Source organism: Streptomyces hilarionis (assembly GCF_024539675.1).
Classification (GTDB): domain Bacteria; phylum Actinomycetota; class Actinomycetes; order Streptomycetales; family Streptomycetaceae; genus Streptomyces; species Streptomyces hilarionis.
In genome coordinates this window covers 1-17,961 of record NZ_JAHHIT010000061.1, presented here as the reverse complement: position 1 = coordinate 17,961, position 17,961 = coordinate 1, and the positions used below count along the sequence as shown (strand labels likewise).

Sequence of the window (17,961 nt, the reverse complement as noted above, 5' to 3'; positions counted from 1 at the left end):
TCGGGGCCGTGGCGCACGTGAGCGGCGGGCCACGCCTCGTCGGACGAGCCGGCGCGCGCCGACCGCCCCGCGTGGGCAGAATGCTGCGCGTGGAAGCGGAAGAAGGGTCACCGGAGACGACGGCCGACGGGCACTTCGTCGTCATCCGGGGGCGGAAATGGCGCGCGACGGATCCCTCCGTCCCCGAGGAGAGCGCCGCTCGTCTTCGCCGTCACCTCATGTCGGCCCGCCGCGCGGTCCGCTCGGCGATGACGCGAGGGGACGAGCGGGCCGAGCGGGAGGCGCGCGCCCGCGTGCAGCGGGCGAAGGTCGCGCTGGGCGAACGCGGCGCCGCCTGGTGGGAGCAGACCGACGCCGAGCGGCGCCGACGCTGGGAGGAGGGGCTGACGAGCCTCGACGCGGACTCGGAATGACCATGGTGATCATGCGGGAGGGGCCGGGAGACGGCGACGCCGGCGGACCGGGAGGCGGTTCGCGTCGCGGGAGCGGTGAGGTTCGTGGCACGGGGACGGTGAGGCCCGTGGCACGGAGACGGTGCGGTTGGTGGCGCCGCGGATGCGCCGCGGATGCGCCGCACAGCGTGCGCCGCTCACGGTCGCAGCGGTGATCGTTCGGACTCCGGGACCGCCGGTCCGTGGACAGACCCGTGACGAAGCGGGGCCCGGGGTGCTAGAAAGGCCGGATGGGAGACCGTTTTGCCCGAGTTAAGCGTAAACCGCGGATAAGGTCGCTGGCTCGGAAGAGCACGCGGACCGTCGCGGGCCAGATGTTCCTGATGCAGGTGACACTGGTGGTGCTGCTCGTGGCGTTCGCGGTCTTCGCCCTGGTCCTCCAGTCGGAACGGCACACCAGCGCCGAGGCCAAACGGAGGTCCATAGCCGTCGCCCAGACCTTCGCGCACTCCCCCGGCGTGCTGTCCGCGCTGCGCACGCCCGACCCCTCGAAGATCCTCCAGCCGCAGACCGAGGCCGGGCGCAAGTCGGCCGGCGTCGACTTCATCGTCGTCATGGACACGAAGGGGATCCGCTACACCCATCCCCTGCCGGACCGGATCGGAAAACGCTTCGTGGGAGAGATCCAGCCCGCGCTGCACGGAAGGGTCTACACCGAAAGCGTGCACGGTCCCCTGGGCCACGAGGTGCAGGCCACCGTTCCCCTCCGCGACGCCCGGGGCCGGGTGGTGGCCCTCGTCTCCGCCGGACTGAAGGTCAAGAACGTGACCGGCCTGGTGGAGCGGCAGATACCGATCATCCTGACCGCCGGGGCCTGCGCCCTCGGAGCGGCCACCGCCGCCACGGTGCTCGTGAGCCGACGGCTGCGACGGCAGACCCACAGCCTCGGCCCGAACGAGATGACCCGGATGTACGAGCACCACGACGCGGTGCTGCACTCCGTGCGCGAAGGGGTCCTCATCGTCAACGACGAGGGACGGCTGCTCCTGGCCAACGACGAGGCCAAGCGGCTCCTGGAGCTGACCGCGGAGGCCGAGGGACAGCTCGTGTCCCGCATGTCGCACCTGGAACCGGAGATCATGGCGCTGCTCGTCTCCGGCCGCGAGGCCAACGACGAGGTGCATCTGGCCGGGGCCCGGCTGCTGGTGGTCAACCAGCGCTCCACGGGGCACGGCTCGGGCCCCAAGGGCACCGTGGTCACGCTGCGCGACTCCACGGAGTTGCAGGCCGTGTCCGGCAGGGCCGAGATCACCGGCGAACGGCTGAAGCTGCTCTACGACGCCGGACTGGGCATCGGCACCACCCTCGACGTCGTGCAGACGGCCGACGAACTCGCCCGGATCGCCGTCCCCCGCTTCGCCGACTTCGTCACCGTGGACCTCGCCGACGCGGTGCTGCACGGCGAGGAGCCGGCCACCACGGCCAGGGGCATGCGACGCGTCGCCGTGTGCGGCATCCGCGACGACCAGCCGCTCTACGAGAAGGACCGGCTGATCGACTTCCTCCCCTCCACGCCCCAGGCGCGCGGCTACGGCACCGGCCGCTCGGAACTGGTGGCCGACCTGTCCACCGCCACGGGCTGGCACCAGCAGGACCCGGAGCGCACGGAACGCATCGTGGACTACGGCATCCACTCGCTCATAGCGGCTCCGATCAAGGCGCGCGGCGTCGTGCTCGGCATGGTCAACTTCTGGCGCTCCGACGAGCACAAGCCCTTCGACCAGGAGGAGCTCTCGCTGGCGGAGGAACTCGTCGCGCGTGCCGCGGTCAGCATCGACAACGCCCGCCGGTACACGCGCGAGCACGCCCTGGCGGTCACCCTCCAGCGCAGTCTGCTCCCGCAGGGTCTGCCCGAGCAGAGCGCCCTCGACGTCGGCTACCGGTACCTTCCCGCGCAGTCGGGGGTCAGCGGGGACTGGTTCGACGTGATCCCCCTGCCGGGCAGCCGCGTCGCTCTGGTGGTCGGCGACGTGGTCGGCCACGGTCTGCACGCCGCCGCGACCATGGGCCGGCTGCGGACCGCGGTGCACAACTTCTCCACGCTCGATCTGCCGCCCGACGAACTGCTCAGCCATCTGGACGACCTGGTCGGACGCATCGACCAGGACGAGGCCTGCACCGACGACCCCGCCGCCGTCGTGGGCGCCACCTGCCTCTACGCGATCTACGACCCGACGACGCTGCGCTGCACCATGGCCCGGGCGGGACACCTGGCTCCGGCGGTCGTCGATCCGCACGGCGACGTCACCTTCCCCGACCTGCCCCCCGGCCCGCCCCTGGGGCTCGGCGGCATGCCCTTCCAGACCGCCGAGCTGGACATCGCCGAGGGCTCCCAGCTCGCCCTGTACACCGACGGCCTGGTGGAGGACCGCACCCGCGACCTCGACGAAGGGATGGAACTGCTGCGCGAGGCCCTGGCGGGTCACCCCGAGCGGGCCCCGGAGGACAGCTGCCGGGCCGTACTGGGCTCACTGCTCCCCGCCAACCCCACCGACGACGTGGCGCTGCTCATCGCCCGTACCCACGCGCTGCCGCCGGACCGGATCGCCGAGTGGGACGTGCCGGCGGACCCGGCCGCCGTCGCCGCGGCGCGCGCCGACGCGACCGGCAAGCTCGAGGAGTGGGGCCTGTCCGAGCTGGCCTTCAGCACGGAACTGGTGCTGAGCGAGCTGGTCACCAACGCCGTCCGCTACGGCTGCGGGCCGATACACCTGCGGATGATCCACGACCGCACGCTGATCTGCGAGGTGACCGACGGCAGCAGCACCTCGCCCCACCTGCGGTACGCCGCCACCACCGACGAGGGCGGCCGGGGTCTGTTCCTGGTGGCGCAGCTGACCGAGCGCTGGGGCACCCGTTACACGCCCCAGGGCAAGGTGATCTGGGCCGAGCAGGCGCTGCCGGGTGAGTGAGACTCCGGGCGCCCGCGGGACGTCCGCTCCGGCGGCAGCACGGCCGCGCAGGGACACCGCCCCGGTGCGGAGCGGTGGTCTCAGCCGGTCGGCCTGAGGACGTGGCCGCAGACGGTGAGGACCAGGCCCAGCACGAGCAGGGTCCAAGAGTAGGTGAGCAGGCTCGCGACCTGGAGCAGCAGGCCCAGCCCCCAGAGGCGGGGGTTGCGCACGATGCGTCGCAGCGGTCGGCCCGGGACGTGGTGGTGCGTGAAGGCATGGACACCCAACGAGCCCACGCTCACAGCGACGACGACGATCACGCCCAGCACGAGGAGCGTCAGCGCACCGAACGACATGGCCTCTCCCGTCCCCGACACACCCGGCTCCCCCGCCGGATTCCTCCCCCATGGCCCCGCACGGGACGGAACACTACGCCGTGCAGACGGCGGCCTGTGGCCCGGGGGCGTCAAATGGCCTCAGGGGGCGGGTGGTTGATTCGCGCGCGGGTGGCTACGGTGAGGAAGGTCGGCAAAGCGGCGTCGCCCATCGCCCCTCGGGTGCGGACGGCTCGGTCGACACGGTCGATTTCGTCGCCGGAGGAGGCGCATGACGGGCGAGGCGCTCCACCGGGGGATCGTGCTGCTCGAGATCGAGGACTTCGGCTCGCGGCCCGACGCCGTCCGCGCGGCACTGCGGGAAGCGCTGTACCGCATGGCCGAGTCCGCCCTCGCACACGCCGGGCTCGACCCCGGTCGGTGCCGGACGGAGGAGCGCGGGGACGGCCTGCTGATCCTGGTCCCCGGCTCGGTCCCCGCGGATCGCCTGCTGCGGGCGTTCCTTTCGAGCCTCGACATCGACCTGCGAACGCATCAGCAGGAGCACAACGCCGCTCTGCGCATGAGACTGCGGGTCGGGATGAGCCACGGGCCCGTGGTCCTCGACGGCCCGCACCTGGCGGGCGGGGACGTCGACGACCTGGCCGAGCTGCTCGACGCCGGGCCCGTCCGGCAGGTGCTCGCCCGGGCGAGCCGGTCCCCGTTGGTCCTGGTGGTCCCCGACGCCTTCTTCCGCTCGGTGGTGGCCGGGCACGGCTCACGTCACACCGACCCGGCGGCCTACGGTCCCAGGGACGTCGTCACCAAGCGAGGCCGGACGCTGCGTGGTTGGGTCACCGTGCCCGGATACCCCCGGCCGCCGGAAGCCGCCGTGGAGGAGACGGAGCAGGGCGCGGACGCGCAAGGCACGGACGAGCGTCGGGCCACCGGCTCGATCGGCGTGCTCGACCACCACGGGCCGGGTGTCGTGGGCGGGCCGCCGGACGCGGTCCACGCCCCCACGCACCACACCCCGCCCGGGCCGGAACACGACCCGGACGACGACTGGCCACGACAGACGCCGGAGCCGTAGCCCGTGGGAGACATCGCCAAAGGGGTGCTCGCGGGCGGCTGGGCGGTGCTCGTCGGATGGATCCTGCCCACCGCCCTGAACCTCGCCGTGTTCGCGTTCGCCGTCGCCCCGAGCCTGCACCGGCCCGCGGTCCTCGGGCGGGCGTGGCCCTCGTCCGGCGGCCACACCGCGGTCGGGCTGCTGGTGACGGCCGTCCTGCTGGGACTCGTCCTGAACGCCTTGCAGACTCCTCTCTACCGCTTCCTGGAGGGGTACGCGCTGTGGCCGGCGCCCGCCTACGAACGAGGGTGCCGCCGGCAGCGCGCCCGGCGTCGGAAGGCGGCCGACCGGCTCGCCGATCCCTCGTTCGCCTCGCCCATCAGGCGGGCGCTGCACAGGGAGCGCCTCGACCGCTACCCGGTGAGCGACGGGCAGATCGCGCCGACCCGGCTGGGGAACGCCATCCGCAGGTTCGAGGAGTACGGATACGACCGGTACCGGCTCGACACCCAGGTGTTGTGGAACGAGCTGACGAGCGTCGTGCCCGAACCGGCCGGCAAACAGGTCGTGGCGGCCCGCACGAACGTCGACTTCTTCGTGGCCCTGCTCTACGGACACACGGCGGTGGCACTCGCCGCCCTCGTGTCCTTGGGCGCCGCCCGGGCCGATCGTCCGGTGCTCGTTCTCACCGGCGCCTGTCTGCTCGCCCTCACGCCGGTCTGGTACCACGCGGCGGTGGCCGCCACCGACGAATGGGCCGCGGCCGTGCGCGCTCTGGTCAACCTGGGACGCAGGCCCCTCGCCGAAGGACTCGGACTCGCCCTCCCCAAGCGCCTGGAGGACGAACGCCGCATGTGGCACCTGGTCACCCGCATGTCCAAACGCCCTTACGCCCCGGCCGCCGACGAGGCGTTCGCCCCTTACCGCCTCGCCCCCGACCGACCGGCGGACCACCCCCCGCCGCCCGGCTCCTGACGGCCCGCAACGGCGTTCCCCGGTCGCCGGTTCAGCTCCGCCGACGGCGGACCATCATGCATCCGGCGGCCGTCAGCGCCCCGGCGGTGAGGCCCAGGCCGAGACCGACGTCCCGCCCGGAGACCCCCGCGCCGGTCGCCCCGCCGAGGCCGCCCTGAACGCCGCGGGTCGGCGTGACGACCGGCCGGGGCAGGGCTGTCGGAACGACGGCGGCACTGCGGTGCGGCAACACCTCGCAGGCGATCCCGTCGTCCGGCCCTTGGTCCTCGTCGAGCCGGTTGGGGTCGGACGGATCCTGGTCGAACACCGCCTGGGCGTCTTCCTGGAACGCGAAGTCGCGGCAATCGAGGTCCTGGGCGTGCGCTGTTCCGGCCAGCGGGGTGATGCAGACGATCGCGGCGGCTATGCCCGCGAGGGGAGCACGGAGCGACATGGACGTCTCCTCCCGGTTCCTGGGGATCTGGAATCCGTTGCCTCCGACGCTAGAAGGCGGGCGGAGAGGCGGCGCGGGCACGTGGGCCATGGGGGTGAGCAGGCGGCTCGGCACGGCGTCCGGGGCCGGTCTCGGCCCGGCTGCGCGGGGGCCGCACCCGGGGGGGCCGGGGCCGTTTCTTCTTTTTCGGCGCCGCGACCAATCCGCGGGCGGTGCAGGATCGGATTACGTCCGGAGATGTCCCGACCACGGAGGACCCCGTGAAAGAGGCCGTGTACATCGGCAGAAACCCCTCGGCGGAACCGGACCTGGAGGAGCTGATGGCCCGGGTCGCCCTGGGGGACGAGAAGGCCTTCGCCTCGGTGTACGACACCGTGGTGAACTCGGTTCTGGGCGTGGTCCGTGCCGTCCTGCGCGACGAGGCGCAGTCGGAGGAGGTGGCCCAGGAGGTACTTGTGGAGGTGTGGCGCACCGCGCCCAGGTACCGGTCCGACCGCGGGTCGGCGATCAACTGGATCCTCACGCTCGCGCACCGCCGCGCCGTCGACCGCGTGCGCTCGGCGGAGGCGGCGGCGGCCCGGGACCACAAGGCGGCTCTGTTGGACCACACACCCGAATACGATCATGTGACCGAGCAGGTCGAGGCGCGGCTGGAGCGGGAGCAGGTGCGGCGCTGTCTGCGCACCCTGACCGAGATCCAGCGCCAGGCCGTCACTCTCGCCTACTACCGCGGGCTGACCTACCCGCAGGTGGCGGACGCGCTGAAGCTTCCGCTGGGCACCGTGAAGACCCGTCTGCGCGACGGACTCATCCGACTGCGCGACTGCCTGGGGGTGACCGCGTGACCGCCGCCGACCTGCACCGGCTCACGGGCGCCTACGCCCTGCACGCCGTGTCCGACGAGGAACGCGAGGCGTTCGAACACCACTGCGCCGGCTGCGAGGCTTGCGCGCAGGAGGCGGCCGAGCTCTCGGCGACCGCGGCCCGCCTGGGGCTGGCCGCCTGGACGCCGGCGCGCCCCGCGATGCGTGAACAGGTGCTGCGACGCATCACCACGGTCCGGCAGGAGGCGCCGACTGGTGTCCCGCGGCCCGGCCCGGGCCGTGCTCGAGCCGGGACACGGCTGCTGTCACGCTGGGCGCTGGCCGCCTGCCTCGCCGCGGCCGCCGCGCTCGGGGGAACCGCCGTGTGGCAGCACCAGCGTGCCGAGGACGCCACTGAGCAGGCACGGCAGGCGGAGCAGACCGTGGACCGGATCGCCGCCGTGCTCGCCGCCCCGGACGCCCGAACGCAGACGGCGAAACTGTCGGACGGCGCCACGGGAGCCGTCGTCGTCTCCGCGAGCCAGGACCGGGCCGTCTTCGTCGCCTCCGCCATGGCGCCGCCGCCCCGCGGCAAGGTGTACCAGCTCTGGTTCGACGACGCCGGAGCCATGCGGTCCGCGGGGCTGATGGACCCCGGCCGCAGCGACCAGACCGTGCTGCTGCGAGGGGCCGTCGACGCCGCCTCCGGCATGGGCATCACCGTCGAGCCCGCGGGCGGCTCGCCACGGCCCACCTCGCCACCGATCGCTCTGTGGAAGTTTCCCGCCTGAGAGAAAAAAAGGGGGGGCCCGGCCGGACGGCCGAGCCCCCCCTTTTTTCGTCTTCCTGCGTCATTGATTTCAGGGCGCGGGCGCGGAGCACACGCACGCGGCCAATACACGTAATCCGTAGCGCGAAGGGCCGCGGATTGGCCGGGAAGAAATATTCATCCGATCCGGTGACCGACCAATCCGCGCCGCGTTCAGGACCGGATTCCCCACGTGACGAACCTCGAGAAGAAGCGGCGGATCCCGCGCAGTTGGACGCGGTCGGTGCTCGGCGCGCTCAGCGGCGTGCTGGCAGGTTCCGCGGCGCTCGCGGTCGCCGAACTCGTGTCGGTGTGGGTGCGTCCCGAGGCCGGACCGGTCGTCGCCGTCGGTGGCGCGGCGATCGACCGCACTCCCGCGATGGTCAAGGACTGGGCGGTCCGCAATTTCGGAACCGACGACAAGCTCGTCCTGGAATTCGGCATCCTTTCCGTACTGGCGGTGCTCGCCGTCTCCCTGGGCGTCCTTTCCCTGCGCCACCGGTGGAGCGCGGTCGTCGGCCTGCTCCTGTTCGGTCTCGTGGGCGCGACGGCGGCTCTCGGCCGCCCGGACTCCACCGGGCTGCGCGACGCGCTCCCCTCCGCCGCGGGGGCGCTCGCGGGAGCCGGTGTGCTGTTCCTTCTCGCCGGCCGTCTCGACGCGCGCGGAGGGACGGCGGCCGACCCCGACGCGGCGGGACAGGGGCTGCCCCGGCGGCCGGAGTGGGACCGGCGGGGGTTCCTGCTCGCCACGAGCGCTGCCGCCGCCGCGTCCGCGGGAGCGGCGGTGCTCGGCCGCACCCTGAACGGGGCGAGCGGGCACGACGCGGTCGCCTCCCGTGACGGCCTCGTCCTGCCCGCGCCCGGCTCCCCCGCTCCCCCGGTACCGGCAGGGGCGCAGCTGCGGATCCCGGGGGCGAGTTCCTTCCTGACGCCCGCCAAGGACTTCTACCGGGTGGACACCGCCCTGGTCGTGCCGAAGGTCGACGCGCGCACCTGGCGGCTGCGCGTCCACGGGCTGGGAGTCGCCCGCCCGGTGACGTTGTCCTTCGACGAGCTGCTGCGACGCGAGCTGGTGGAGCGCGACATCACCCTGACCTGCGTGTCCAACGAGGTCGGCGGCCCCTACGTGGGCAACGCCCGCTGGATCGGCGTGCGCCTGGCCGACCTGCTGGCCGACTGCGGGGTCGAGCCCCCCGCCCGGGGAGGCCCCGCCGATCAGCTGGTGGCCCGGTCGGTGGACGGCATGACCATCGGCAGCCCGGTCGAGGACGTCATGGACGGCCGGGACGCGCTGCTCGCCGTCGGGATGAACGGCGAACCGCTTCCCTTCGCCCACGGTTTCCCGGTCCGCATGGTGGTGCCCGGCCTGTACGGCTACGTCTCCGCGTGCAAGTGGATCGAGGACATCGAGCTCACCACCTTCGACGCCTACGACCCGTACTGGGTCGCACGCGGCTGGTCCCGCCGGGCGCCGGTCAAGACCCAGGCCCGCATCGACACCCCCCGGCCGTTCGCCCGCCCCGCGTCGGGCACGGTGATGGTCGCCGGGGTCGCCTGGGCCCAGCACCGGGGCATCGACAAGGTCGAAGTCCGCGTCGACGACGGTCCCTGGCGGGAGGCCCGGCTCGCCGCGGAGGACTCCCGCGACACCTGGCGCCAGTGGTCCCTCCCCTGGCAGGCCACCAGGGGCGGACACACCCTCACCGTGCGCGCCACCGACGGCGCCGGCGCGGTGCAGACCGAGAAACGGACCCGGACCCTGCCCGACGGCGCCGACGGCCGGCACTCCGTCGTCGTCACCGTCGACTGACCCGCCACCGCGAGACCACCCCTCCCTGACCACCCCTGACCCACCCGAAGAGCAGCCTGCGCTGCGATGACCCACAGGAGAGAACCATGAACACCCGTATCCGTCGTATCGCCGTGACCGTGGCCGCGGCCGCCGTTCTGCCGCTGGCCCTGAGCGCCTGCTCCGACAACGGCAGCGACTCCGCCGGGTCGGACACCGCGTCCAAGGCGTCGGCCCCCGCGACCGCCTCCGACGACATGGGCGGCACCACCGAGGCCGCCGCGGCGGACAAGCCGTTCGGCCCGGCCTGCTCCGCCGTGCCCGCCGACGGCGCCGGCTCCTTCGACGGGATGGCCCAGGACCCGGTGGCCACCGCCGCCTCCAACAACCCCGCCCTGTCCACACTCGTGAGCGCCGTGAAGAAGGCCGGTCTCGTCGACACCCTCAACAACGCCCAGAACATCACCGTCTTCGCCCCGACCAACGACGCCTTCGCCAAGATCCCCAAGGCGACCCTCGACAAGGTCCTCAACGACAAGGCACAGCTGACGAAGATCCTCACGTACCACGTGGTCGGACAGAAGCTGGCCCCGAAGGACCTGGAGAACGGCTCGTTCGACACGCTCGCCAAGGCCAAGGTGACCACCTCGGGCTCCGGCGAGTCCTACACGGTCGACGACTCCGCCAAGGTGGTCTGCGGGAACGTCAAGACCGCGAACGCCAACGTCTACATCATCGACAGCGTGCTGATGCCCACCGGCTGACGGTGCTGACCGGAAGGGCGAGGGCGGCCGGGGAGGTTCCCTCGGCCGCCCTCGCCCGCACCCGGACGCCGGCCAGCCCCTCGCGTCACAGCCAGCCGTTGCGTCGGAAGGCCCGGTGCAGGAGTCCGGCGCCGAGGACCGTCACGGCGAGGATGGCCGCCCACGCGTTGATGCGCCGCGTCTCGTCGTTCCGCCAGGTGCCCACCGCTCGACCACGGACGCCGCGCCCGTCGGGGAACGTCGCGCCGGCTCCGCGCGCAGGATGTCGATCCGGAGATCACGCACTCCATGCCCTGTCGCACGCTTCCAGCGGCGCGACTCATGCGTCCCGCGAGCGAAGAACGCCGGCCCTTCCTTGCGACCGGCCCCTGCCTAACTCTCCTGTCCGGGGTACTCGTCGGCCATCGGACGGTCGGGTACGCACCGAGCGCGCCCCGCCGTGACCGCACGAGGACACGAGAGCGCGCGAAGACGGGAGGAGACGGCATTGTCGAGCACGCAGTCGCACCAGGAGCCGGTGGGCGAGCTGGTGCAACGGGCCTCGCAACAGCTGACCGAGCTGGTGCGCGGCGAACTGAGGCTGGCCCAGGCGGAGATGAAGGAGAAGGGCAAGCGCTACGGCAAGGGCGGCGGCCTCTTCGGCGGTGCCGGCGTCGTCGGCTTCCTGACGCTGGAGGCGCTCGTCGTCACGGCGATCGCGGCGCTGGCGGTGCCGCTGCCGGTGTGGGCGGCGGCCCTGATCGTCACGGCGGTCCTGGGTGTGATCGCCGCGGTCCTGGCCATGAGGGGGAAGAAGCAGGTGGAACAGGCCGCGCCGCCCGCGCCAGAGCAGACGATCGAGAACGTGAAGGCCGACGTGGCCGAGATCAAGGAGAGTGCCCAGCGATGACCCAGCCGCCTCACGACGAGCCCACCGCATCCAGCCCCGACGAGCTGCGCGAGCAGGTCGAACAGACCCGGGAAGAACTCGGGCAGACGGTCGAGGCGCTCGCTGCCAAGACCGACGTCAAGGCACGCGCCCAGGAGAAGGCCGCCGAGGTCAAGGACCAGGCCGCGGCCAAGGCCGGGGAGCTGAAGGAGAAGGCCGCCGAACTGGCCCACCAGGCGCACGACAAGCTGCCCGACCCGGTGAAGGACAAGGCCGCCCAGGCCGCCGAGCAGGCCCGGGCGAAGGCGGCACAGGCCGGACGGATGTGGCAGGAGACGGCCCCCGAGCCGGTGCGGCAGAAGACGGCCCGGGGCGCCCGACTGGCACAGGACAACCGCAAGCTGCTGCTGGCATCGGCCGCCGTCGCCGCCGCGGTGTGGCTGGCCTGCCGTCGCCGGAAGGGATGAGCCGCTGAAGGCCGGCCGGTGAGGGCGTCGACGATCGCCTGTGAACCGGCCGGCCGCCGGCCGCGGCGGCACCGACCACCGACGACCGGCCAGCAGTCAGCAGTCAGCAGTCAGCAGTCAGCAGTCAGCGGCACGGTTCACCGGCGGACCGCCGAGACCAGTCCGCCGGGCCGCTCCTCGCGTTGCGGCGGGGTGCCGACCGGACGGCCGTAGGCGGCGGCGCGTTCGCGCAGGGTGTGGCACTCGGCGTCCCAGCCGTGGCCGGCCAGCCAGGCCCCCGGGTCGTCGGGCATCTCCGAGACCCACAGGGACGCCGCCGACCCCGGGGCGGCGGCGTCCGCGCCGAAACGCTCGATCACGCCGGGCGAGCCCAGCGTCAGCCCCATCCGGCTGCCCGGCGCCGACTGCGCGCTGATCCGGGCCAGCAGCAGTTCCACCGCGTCCTGGGGCAGATAGATCAGCAGTCCTTCGGCGATCCACACGGTGGGCGCCGCCGGGTCGTGCCCCGCGTCGGTCAGCGCGCCGGGCCAGTCCTCCCGCAGATCCACCGCGACGGCGATCCGCTCGCACCGCGCGACGGCCCGCTCCCGGCGCAGCACGGTGGCCTTGAAGTCCAGGGGGGCGGCGGTGTCGACCTCGAACAGCCGGGTGCCCTCGGGCCAGTCCATCCGGAAGGCGCGGCTGTCCATGCCGGCGCCGAGCAGCACGACCTGGCGGATTCCGGACGCGGCGGCTTGCCGGACCAGGTCGTCGAGGAACTTCGTCCTGATGACGATGGAGAACGAGACGGCCTTCCGGCGGCGTCGTGCGGCCTCGTCGTCGGGATCGGGCAGCGGCGGCGGAGAGGGCCACAGGCCGCCGGCGGCGGCGAAGGCCTGTGCCAGCGGATCGCGGAAGAGCGCGTTCTCCCGCTCGGTCTCGAGCGCCCGCACCCTGGCCACCCCCACCGCCGTGGCCCACACTCCCGACGGCCGCACCCGCTCCTGCTCATCAGTCACCGCGCCACCCTAGTCGACGGTTCCGCGGGGCGGACGTGGGGAAGGAATGCCGCGCGCGGTTCAGGCGGTGGCCGCCGTGCCGGACGCGGCGGCCGCGCGGCGGTGCAGGTGGTCGCGGGCCAGCAGCAGGTAGCTGCTGGCGGTCCAGGTGTAGGCGCGGTCGCGCAGTCCGCGGCCGGTCAACGCGTCGAAGTTCTCGGCGAATCCGGAGGTCTCGCACAGGGTGCGGAAGCGGGCGCTGATCTCGTCGGCGAGGCGTTCGTGGCCGGCGCGGCGCAGGCCGTCCTCGATGAGGACGGTGGCGGGGGCCCAGACCGGGCCGCGCCAGTAGCCGTCGGGCTCGTAGTGCGGGGAGCCGGGGTGTTCGGTCGCCAGGCCGAACGCGGTGAGGTGGGTGGCGATCCGGTCGGCCAGCCGGTCGCGGACCTCGGGGGGCAGGCGGTCGCCGAGCACGATCGGCATGAGGTCGAGCAGGCTCGCGCTCGGGGTGGGGCTCCCGCCGAGGGCCGGGCGGCTCAGGAACCGTTCGCCGTCCCACAGTTCGTCCAGCAGGGCGCGCTGGAGGGCGTCGGCCGCCTCGGTGCGGCGGCGGGCTTCGTCGGGGAAGCCCAGTTCGGCCGCCAGGCGGGCCAGTTCGTCGAGCTGGAGGATCAACACGGCGGTGAGGTCGGCGGTCACGGCCACGCGTGCCGGGTCGAAGGTGGTGGCGTTGTCCCAGCCGCTGTCGTTGCCGTGCTGGTAGTGGGGCAGTGCGGAGGCGGGGGCGCGGCGGGCGGTGAGCCAGAAGTCGGTCCAGCGCGTCAACCGGCCGTAGATCTGGGCGAGTTCGGCAGGTCCGAGCGGTTCGGGGAGCCGGTCGCGCAGACGGCGCAGGGCCCAGCCGTGGATGGGCGGCTTGACGAAGTTGTACAGGACCTCGGAGTGGGTGACGGAATCGGGCAGCGCTCCGGTCTCGTCCTGGTGGTCGAAGGGCAGGGAGAACTGGTCCCAGGCCAGGCCGGGCGATCCGGGGGCCAGGGCGAGGGCGTTGAAGCAGTGGTCCCAGCTCCAGACCTTGTCCATCCAGTGTTTCGACATCAGCACCGCCGGCCGGGTGACCAGGCCCGCCGGGCGCACGGTGGCGGACCACACCACGTAGGCGGCGAGTTCGGCTGCCGGGGTGTCGGCCGAGCGCCACGGGGCGACCGCGGCGGCGAACGCGGCGAACGCGCGCCGCGCGGCCTCCTCCACCTGGCCGAACGCGGCCGACGGGCGGTAGGGCGGGCGGGCGCTGTCGAGTTCCTCGACGGCGACCTCCCACGAGCCGCCCGCTTCGGCGGTGACCGTGAGGCCGCGGTCGGCCGAGCCGAGGGCCTCGGAGCCAAACGCCTCGGCGACGGCGCCGGACAGCACGGTGATCCGGTAGCGGCGGCCGGTCTCGTAGGAGCTGAACGTGTGGGCGCCGTCCACCGGATCCCGGTAGAAGTAGGCGCCGCTGAAGGGTGTCAGGGCCTGCGCCGCCGCGGTGATGCGCAGGCTCAGCCCCGTGCCGCGCACGCGCACGGTGTCCGGCGACTCGTAGGCGAGGTGGGCGCGGCCTTCCGCGGCGGTCCAGCCGAGCAGGGCGGGCGTCGCCCGGACAGAGGTCTCCGCGCGCTCCCCCGTCGCCGTGTCGAGGGGGACGAGGCGCAGGACGGCGTGCATGCCGTTCTGGTGCGAGACGAGGTGCAGGTCCTCCGAGCGCGTGTTCTCCGCGAGCACGAAAGAGATGCCGAACCAGGATCCGTAGGCGCTGAAGGGGATGTCGTGGACGCTGAAGGCCGTGTCGGGCGGGTCGGCGCTCATGGAGGCGGTACTCATTTCTCGGGCGGGACGGTCGGGGGTCCGCCGGTCGGCGCGCGGGTGCTCGCACGGCGGCCGGACGGCCGCGCCGCGGGCGTGCGCCTGCGCGCCGCCGGTCCTTGACGGGTGGTTGCCGGTCCATGACGGGTCGGCGTCCGTGCTGGGCGTCTCCGGGTCAGTCCTTGACGGCTCCGGCGGACACGCCGGCGGCGATGTGACGCTGGGCGAGGACGAGGATCACCGCGGCGGGCAGCGACGCCACGACGGCGGTGGCCATGATGGCGTTCCACTCCTGGTTGTTGTTGCCGATGTAGTGGTAGATGCCGAGGGTGATCGGCTCGTGCGCCCCGCCGTTGACCAGCGTCCCGGCGAAGACGAAGTCGGACCACGACCACAGGAACGCGAACAGGGACACGGTGACGACGGCGTTGCGGCTCATCGGCAGCACGATCGAACGGAAGGTCCGCCAGGTTCCCGCGCCGTCCACCGTCGCGGCCTGGAGCAGTTCGCCGGGGATGCCGGACATGAACGCGGTGAAGATCAGCACGGCGAAGGGGACGGCGAGGGTGGAGTCGGCGACGACGAGGCCGGGGACGGACTGGAGCAGGCCCAGGCCGAGGTACACGGCGTAGAAGCCCATCGCCATGATGATGCCGGGGATCATCTGCGCGGCCAGCAGGACGAATCCGAGGACGCCGCCGCCGCGCGGACGCAACTGGGCCAGGGCGTATCCGGCGGGTGCGGCCAGGGCGACGGTCAGCACGACGGTGCCCAGGGCGACGACGAGGCTGGTGCCGAGGTAGGGCAACTGCTCGTTCAGGACGGTGCGGTAGCCGGTCAGCGTGCCGTGCAGGGGGAACAGGCGGGGCGGGCTCTTGCGCATGTCCTGGTCGCGGGTGAACGACACGTTGATCATCCAGTAGACGGGGAAGAGCATGACCGCCGTCAGCGCGACGCCCGCGGTCGTCTTCCCCCACGTGCCCCGACGGCGGTTCGGGATCAGGGCCGGAGCGGTCATGACCGTGCCTGCTTTCGCTGGGCCCTCAGGTACACCAGGCCGAAGACCAGTGCGGCGACGACGAGCAGGTTGCCCACGGCCGCGCCGGGGCCGAAGGCCGGCAGCAGGTTGCCGAAGCCGAGTTCGTAGGACCAGGTGGCGAAGGTGGTGGAGGAGCCCGCAGGGCCGCCCTTGGTCATGATCCAGATGATGTCGAAGACCTTCAGGGTGTAGACCAGGCCCAGGAGCAGGGTGATCGCCGAGACCGGGCGCAGGAGCGGGAAGGTGATGCTCCAGAAGCGCCGCCAGGCGCCCGCGCCGTCGAGGGCGGCGGCCTCGTACAGGCTGCCCGGGATGGACTGGAGGCCGCTGTGGAGGACGACCAGGTTGAACGGGACGCCGATCCAGATGTTGGCGACGATCACCGAGGTCAGCGACCACTCCGGTGAGGTGAGCCAGTTGACCGGACCGACGCCCACCGCGTGCAGGAAGGAGTTGACGATGCCGGAGTCGCTGTTGAGCATCCACGACCACGTCGAGGCCGACACGATGAGCGGCAGCAGCCACGGCACCAGGAACAGGGCGCGCAGGGTGGCGGAGAGGCGGAAGTTCTGGTGGAAGAAGACCGCCAGCGCCAGGCCGAGGGCGTACTGGAAGAAGAGGCACACGGCGGTGAACACCACGGTGTGCGCCAGGGCCGGCGCGAACGTGGGGTCGGCGACGACGGTTTCGTAGTTCTTCAGGCCCGTGAAGGGCGCGTTGCCCTCGACGAAGGAGCGGACGGTGTAGTGGCGCAGGCTCAGATCGACGTTGCGGTAGAGGGGATAGGCGTAGAGGACGACGAGGTAGAGGGTGACCGGGGCGAGGAACGCCCAGGCGGCCCACTGCGGGGAGGCCGGGCGGCGCCGTGCTCGCGCGGAGGCCGGGGACGGGGCGGTGGCGAGCGCCCCGTTCCGGGCGGGCGCGGACCGGCGGTCAGGCAGCTGCTTCGTGTGGTTCATCTGCGGACCCGTGAGTCTCTCGCTACTTGACCGCGGACTGGGCCCTGGACAGCGCGTCCTCGGGTGACTCGGCGCCGCTCAGCGCGGACTGGACGGCCTTCCACAACTGCTGGGAGATCTTCGGGTACTCGGTGCCGAGGTCGTCGCTGGTGCGGCCCTTCGCGGCCCTGACCGCGTCGACCCAGGGCTTGAGTCCGGCCTTCGCCGCGACCTGCCTGTTCTGCACCTCGGCGGTGGGAGCCACGTAGGACAGGGCGGTGTCGGTGGCGTCGAGGTTGCCGGTGCTGGTCAGGCAGCTCACCAGCTTCTGCGCGGTGGCGTAGCGGGCGGTGTCGCCCTGGACGGGAAGGGTGACGAACTCGCCGCCGGTCGGGGCCGGGGCGTTGCCCCCGGAGGAGGCGGGCACGGGCAGGACGCCGTAGTCGAAGCCGGCCTTGTCGGCGTTGGCGAGCTGCCAGGTGCCGTTCTCGGCGAAGGCGTAGTCGCCGGTCGCGAACTCCTGCCAGCTGGTGGTCTGGGTGTTGTTGATGACCGAGTTCGGCGCGTACCCCTTCTTCAACCAGCCCGTCCACAGGGCGAGCGCCGACTCGCCCTGGGCGGAGTCGAGTTCGGTGAGCTTCGCGCCCGATCCCCAGAACCAGGGCAGGAACTGGAAGCTGCCCTCCTCGGTGCCGATCGCGGAGAAGGTGATGCCCTTCTTTCCGGCGCTCTTGACCTTGGCCAGCGCCGCCGTCAGCGACGTCCAGTCCTTGACCGAGGCGACGTCGACGCCTGCTGCCTTCAGCACGGACTTGTTGTAGTAGAGGGCGAGGGTGTTGGCGCCGATCGGGGTGCCGTACGTCTTCCCGCCCGACTGTCCGGCCGCGAGGAGGTTCGGATCCACCTTCGAGGTGTCGAGTTTGTTGTCGTCGGTCGTGGTGAGGACGCCCGCCTCGGCGAGGGTGGACACCACGGGGTTGTCGACGATGAGCACGTCCGGCGCGTTGTCCTGCTGCGCCGCCAGCAGCGTCTTGTTCGTCAGGTCGCCGGTGTCGAACGCGGTCCGCTTGATCCCGACCCCGGCCTTCGTGCCGCAGTCGTCGAGCAGCTTCGCCCAGGCCGAGGCCTTGTCGAACTGGGGGTACGGGTCCCAGACGGTGTAGCTGCCGTTGCCGGCGCCCTTGGTGTCGGTGGCGCCCGAACCGGAGGAGCAGGCGGCGCCGACGACCGCGGTGACGGTCGACAGGGCCATCGCCGCGACGAGACGGCGCCGGGAGGATCTGTCCATGGCGGTTTCCTCAGTTCTTGTGTGCGTGCGGTGTCGGGGCGGGTGTGCATGCGGTGCGCGGGACGCGTGGGTGTCCGGGAAAGCGTGGGCAGGGTCCCGGAGGCGTGCGGGCATGCCGAGCAGCGGTGGTGGGCGGTCCGTGCGGGAACGAGGTCCGGTGCGTGCCGTCGGCGGTCCGGGGCGGGGAGCGTCGCCGGGGAGCCGGGGCGGGAGCGTGGTTCGTGGTCGGGGTCAGGGA

17 protein-coding genes are annotated in these 17,961 nt (G+C 72.6%); 10 read left to right on the top strand and 7 right to left on the bottom strand.

Annotated features, from left to right (window positions below; genetic code table 11):
- The first annotated feature begins 80 nt into the window (after positions 1-80).
- The gene (locus KMS84_RS15990; protein ID WP_256916876.1) at positions 81-413 is read left to right on the top strand and encodes a hypothetical protein; all 333 of its coding nucleotides are present in this window, start codon (positions 81-83) and stop codon (positions 411-413) included.
- 353 nt (positions 414-766) lie between these two features.
- A complete protein-coding gene (locus KMS84_RS15985; protein WP_256916875.1) occupies positions 767-3,364 on the top strand; it encodes a SpoIIE family protein phosphatase/ATP-binding protein in 2,598 nt (865 codons plus the stop codon).
- Positions 3,365-3,444: 80 nt separating this feature from the next.
- Here KMS84_RS15985 and KMS84_RS15980 read toward each other — a convergent pair whose 3' ends face one another.
- Positions 3,445-3,702, bottom strand: a complete 258-nt coding sequence (locus KMS84_RS15980; protein WP_256916874.1) for a hypothetical protein — start codon at positions 3,700-3,702, stop codon at positions 3,445-3,447.
- A 250-nt stretch (positions 3,703-3,952) separates the two neighbouring features.
- On the opposite strand from KMS84_RS15980, the gene KMS84_RS15975 reads away from it, so the two are divergent.
- Positions 3,953-4,753 (top strand): nucleotidyl cyclase domain-containing protein, encoded by an 801-nt coding sequence (locus KMS84_RS15975; protein ID WP_256916873.1) that lies wholly within the window; start codon positions 3,953-3,955, stop codon positions 4,751-4,753.
- 3 nt (positions 4,754-4,756) lie between these two features.
- Complete coding sequence (locus tag KMS84_RS15970; RefSeq protein ID WP_256916872.1) at positions 4,757-5,707, top strand: hypothetical protein; 951 nt, start codon at positions 4,757-4,759, stop codon at positions 5,705-5,707.
- A 31-nt stretch (positions 5,708-5,738) separates the two neighbouring features.
- On the opposite strand, the gene KMS84_RS15965 is transcribed toward KMS84_RS15970, so the two are convergent.
- The gene (locus tag KMS84_RS15965) at positions 5,739-6,140 is read right to left on the bottom strand and encodes an excalibur calcium-binding protein (protein WP_256916871.1); all 402 of its coding nucleotides are present in this window, start codon (positions 6,138-6,140) and stop codon (positions 5,739-5,741) included.
- Positions 6,141-6,400: 260 nt separating this feature from the next.
- Between KMS84_RS15965 and KMS84_RS15960 the strand changes: the two genes are divergently transcribed.
- The 6 genes from KMS84_RS15960 (at position 6,401) to KMS84_RS15935 (ending at position 11,639) form a co-directional block, all read left to right on the top strand.
- Entirely contained in the window at positions 6,401-6,985 is a 585-nt protein-coding gene (locus KMS84_RS15960; RefSeq protein WP_256916870.1) for a sigma-70 family RNA polymerase sigma factor, read from the top strand.
- Positions 6,982-7,734, top strand: a complete 753-nt coding sequence (locus KMS84_RS15955; RefSeq protein ID WP_256916869.1) for an anti-sigma factor — start codon at positions 6,982-6,984, stop codon at positions 7,732-7,734. Before KMS84_RS15960 ends, KMS84_RS15955 begins: the two co-directional genes overlap by 4 nt.
- A gap of 210 nt (positions 7,735-7,944) precedes the next feature.
- A complete protein-coding gene (locus tag KMS84_RS15950; protein WP_256916868.1) occupies positions 7,945-9,561 on the top strand; it encodes a sulfite oxidase in 1,617 nt (538 codons plus the stop codon).
- Between the two features lie 86 nt (positions 9,562-9,647).
- Positions 9,648-10,304, top strand: coding sequence for a fasciclin domain-containing protein (locus KMS84_RS15945; protein WP_256916867.1), 657 nt, complete (start codon positions 9,648-9,650; stop codon positions 10,302-10,304).
- 517 nt (positions 10,305-10,821) lie between these two features.
- Positions 10,822-11,193: a phage holin family protein gene (locus tag KMS84_RS15940; protein ID WP_256916915.1), complete on the top strand. Its 372-nt coding sequence runs from the start codon at positions 10,822-10,824 to the stop codon at positions 11,191-11,193.
- A complete protein-coding gene (locus tag KMS84_RS15935; RefSeq protein ID WP_256916866.1) occupies positions 11,190-11,639 on the top strand; it encodes a DUF3618 domain-containing protein in 450 nt (149 codons plus the stop codon). The genes KMS84_RS15940 and KMS84_RS15935 overlap by 4 nt, the downstream gene beginning before the upstream one ends.
- 137 nt (positions 11,640-11,776) lie before the next feature.
- On the opposite strand, the gene KMS84_RS15930 is transcribed toward KMS84_RS15935, so the two are convergent.
- The 5 genes from KMS84_RS15930 to KMS84_RS15910 all read right to left on the bottom strand — a co-directional run bounded on the left by KMS84_RS15930 (position 11,777) and on the right by KMS84_RS15910 (position 17,723).
- A complete protein-coding gene (locus KMS84_RS15930; protein ID WP_256916914.1) occupies positions 11,777-12,601 on the bottom strand; it encodes a class I SAM-dependent methyltransferase in 825 nt (274 codons plus the stop codon).
- A 96-nt stretch (positions 12,602-12,697) separates the two neighbouring features.
- Entirely contained in the window at positions 12,698-14,461 is a 1,764-nt protein-coding gene (locus KMS84_RS15925; RefSeq protein ID WP_256916865.1) for an MGH1-like glycoside hydrolase domain-containing protein, read from the bottom strand.
- A gap of 172 nt (positions 14,462-14,633) precedes the next feature.
- A complete protein-coding gene (locus KMS84_RS15920; protein ID WP_256916864.1) occupies positions 14,634-15,476 on the bottom strand; it encodes a carbohydrate ABC transporter permease in 843 nt (280 codons plus the stop codon).
- Entirely contained in the window at positions 15,473-16,456 is a 984-nt protein-coding gene (locus KMS84_RS15915; RefSeq protein ID WP_256916863.1) for a carbohydrate ABC transporter permease, read from the bottom strand. Before KMS84_RS15915 ends, KMS84_RS15920 begins: the two co-directional genes overlap by 4 nt.
- 22 nt (positions 16,457-16,478) lie before the next feature.
- A complete protein-coding gene (locus tag KMS84_RS15910; RefSeq protein ID WP_256916862.1) occupies positions 16,479-17,723 on the bottom strand; it encodes a sugar ABC transporter substrate-binding protein in 1,245 nt (414 codons plus the stop codon).
- Positions 17,724-17,961 lie beyond the last annotated feature (238 nt).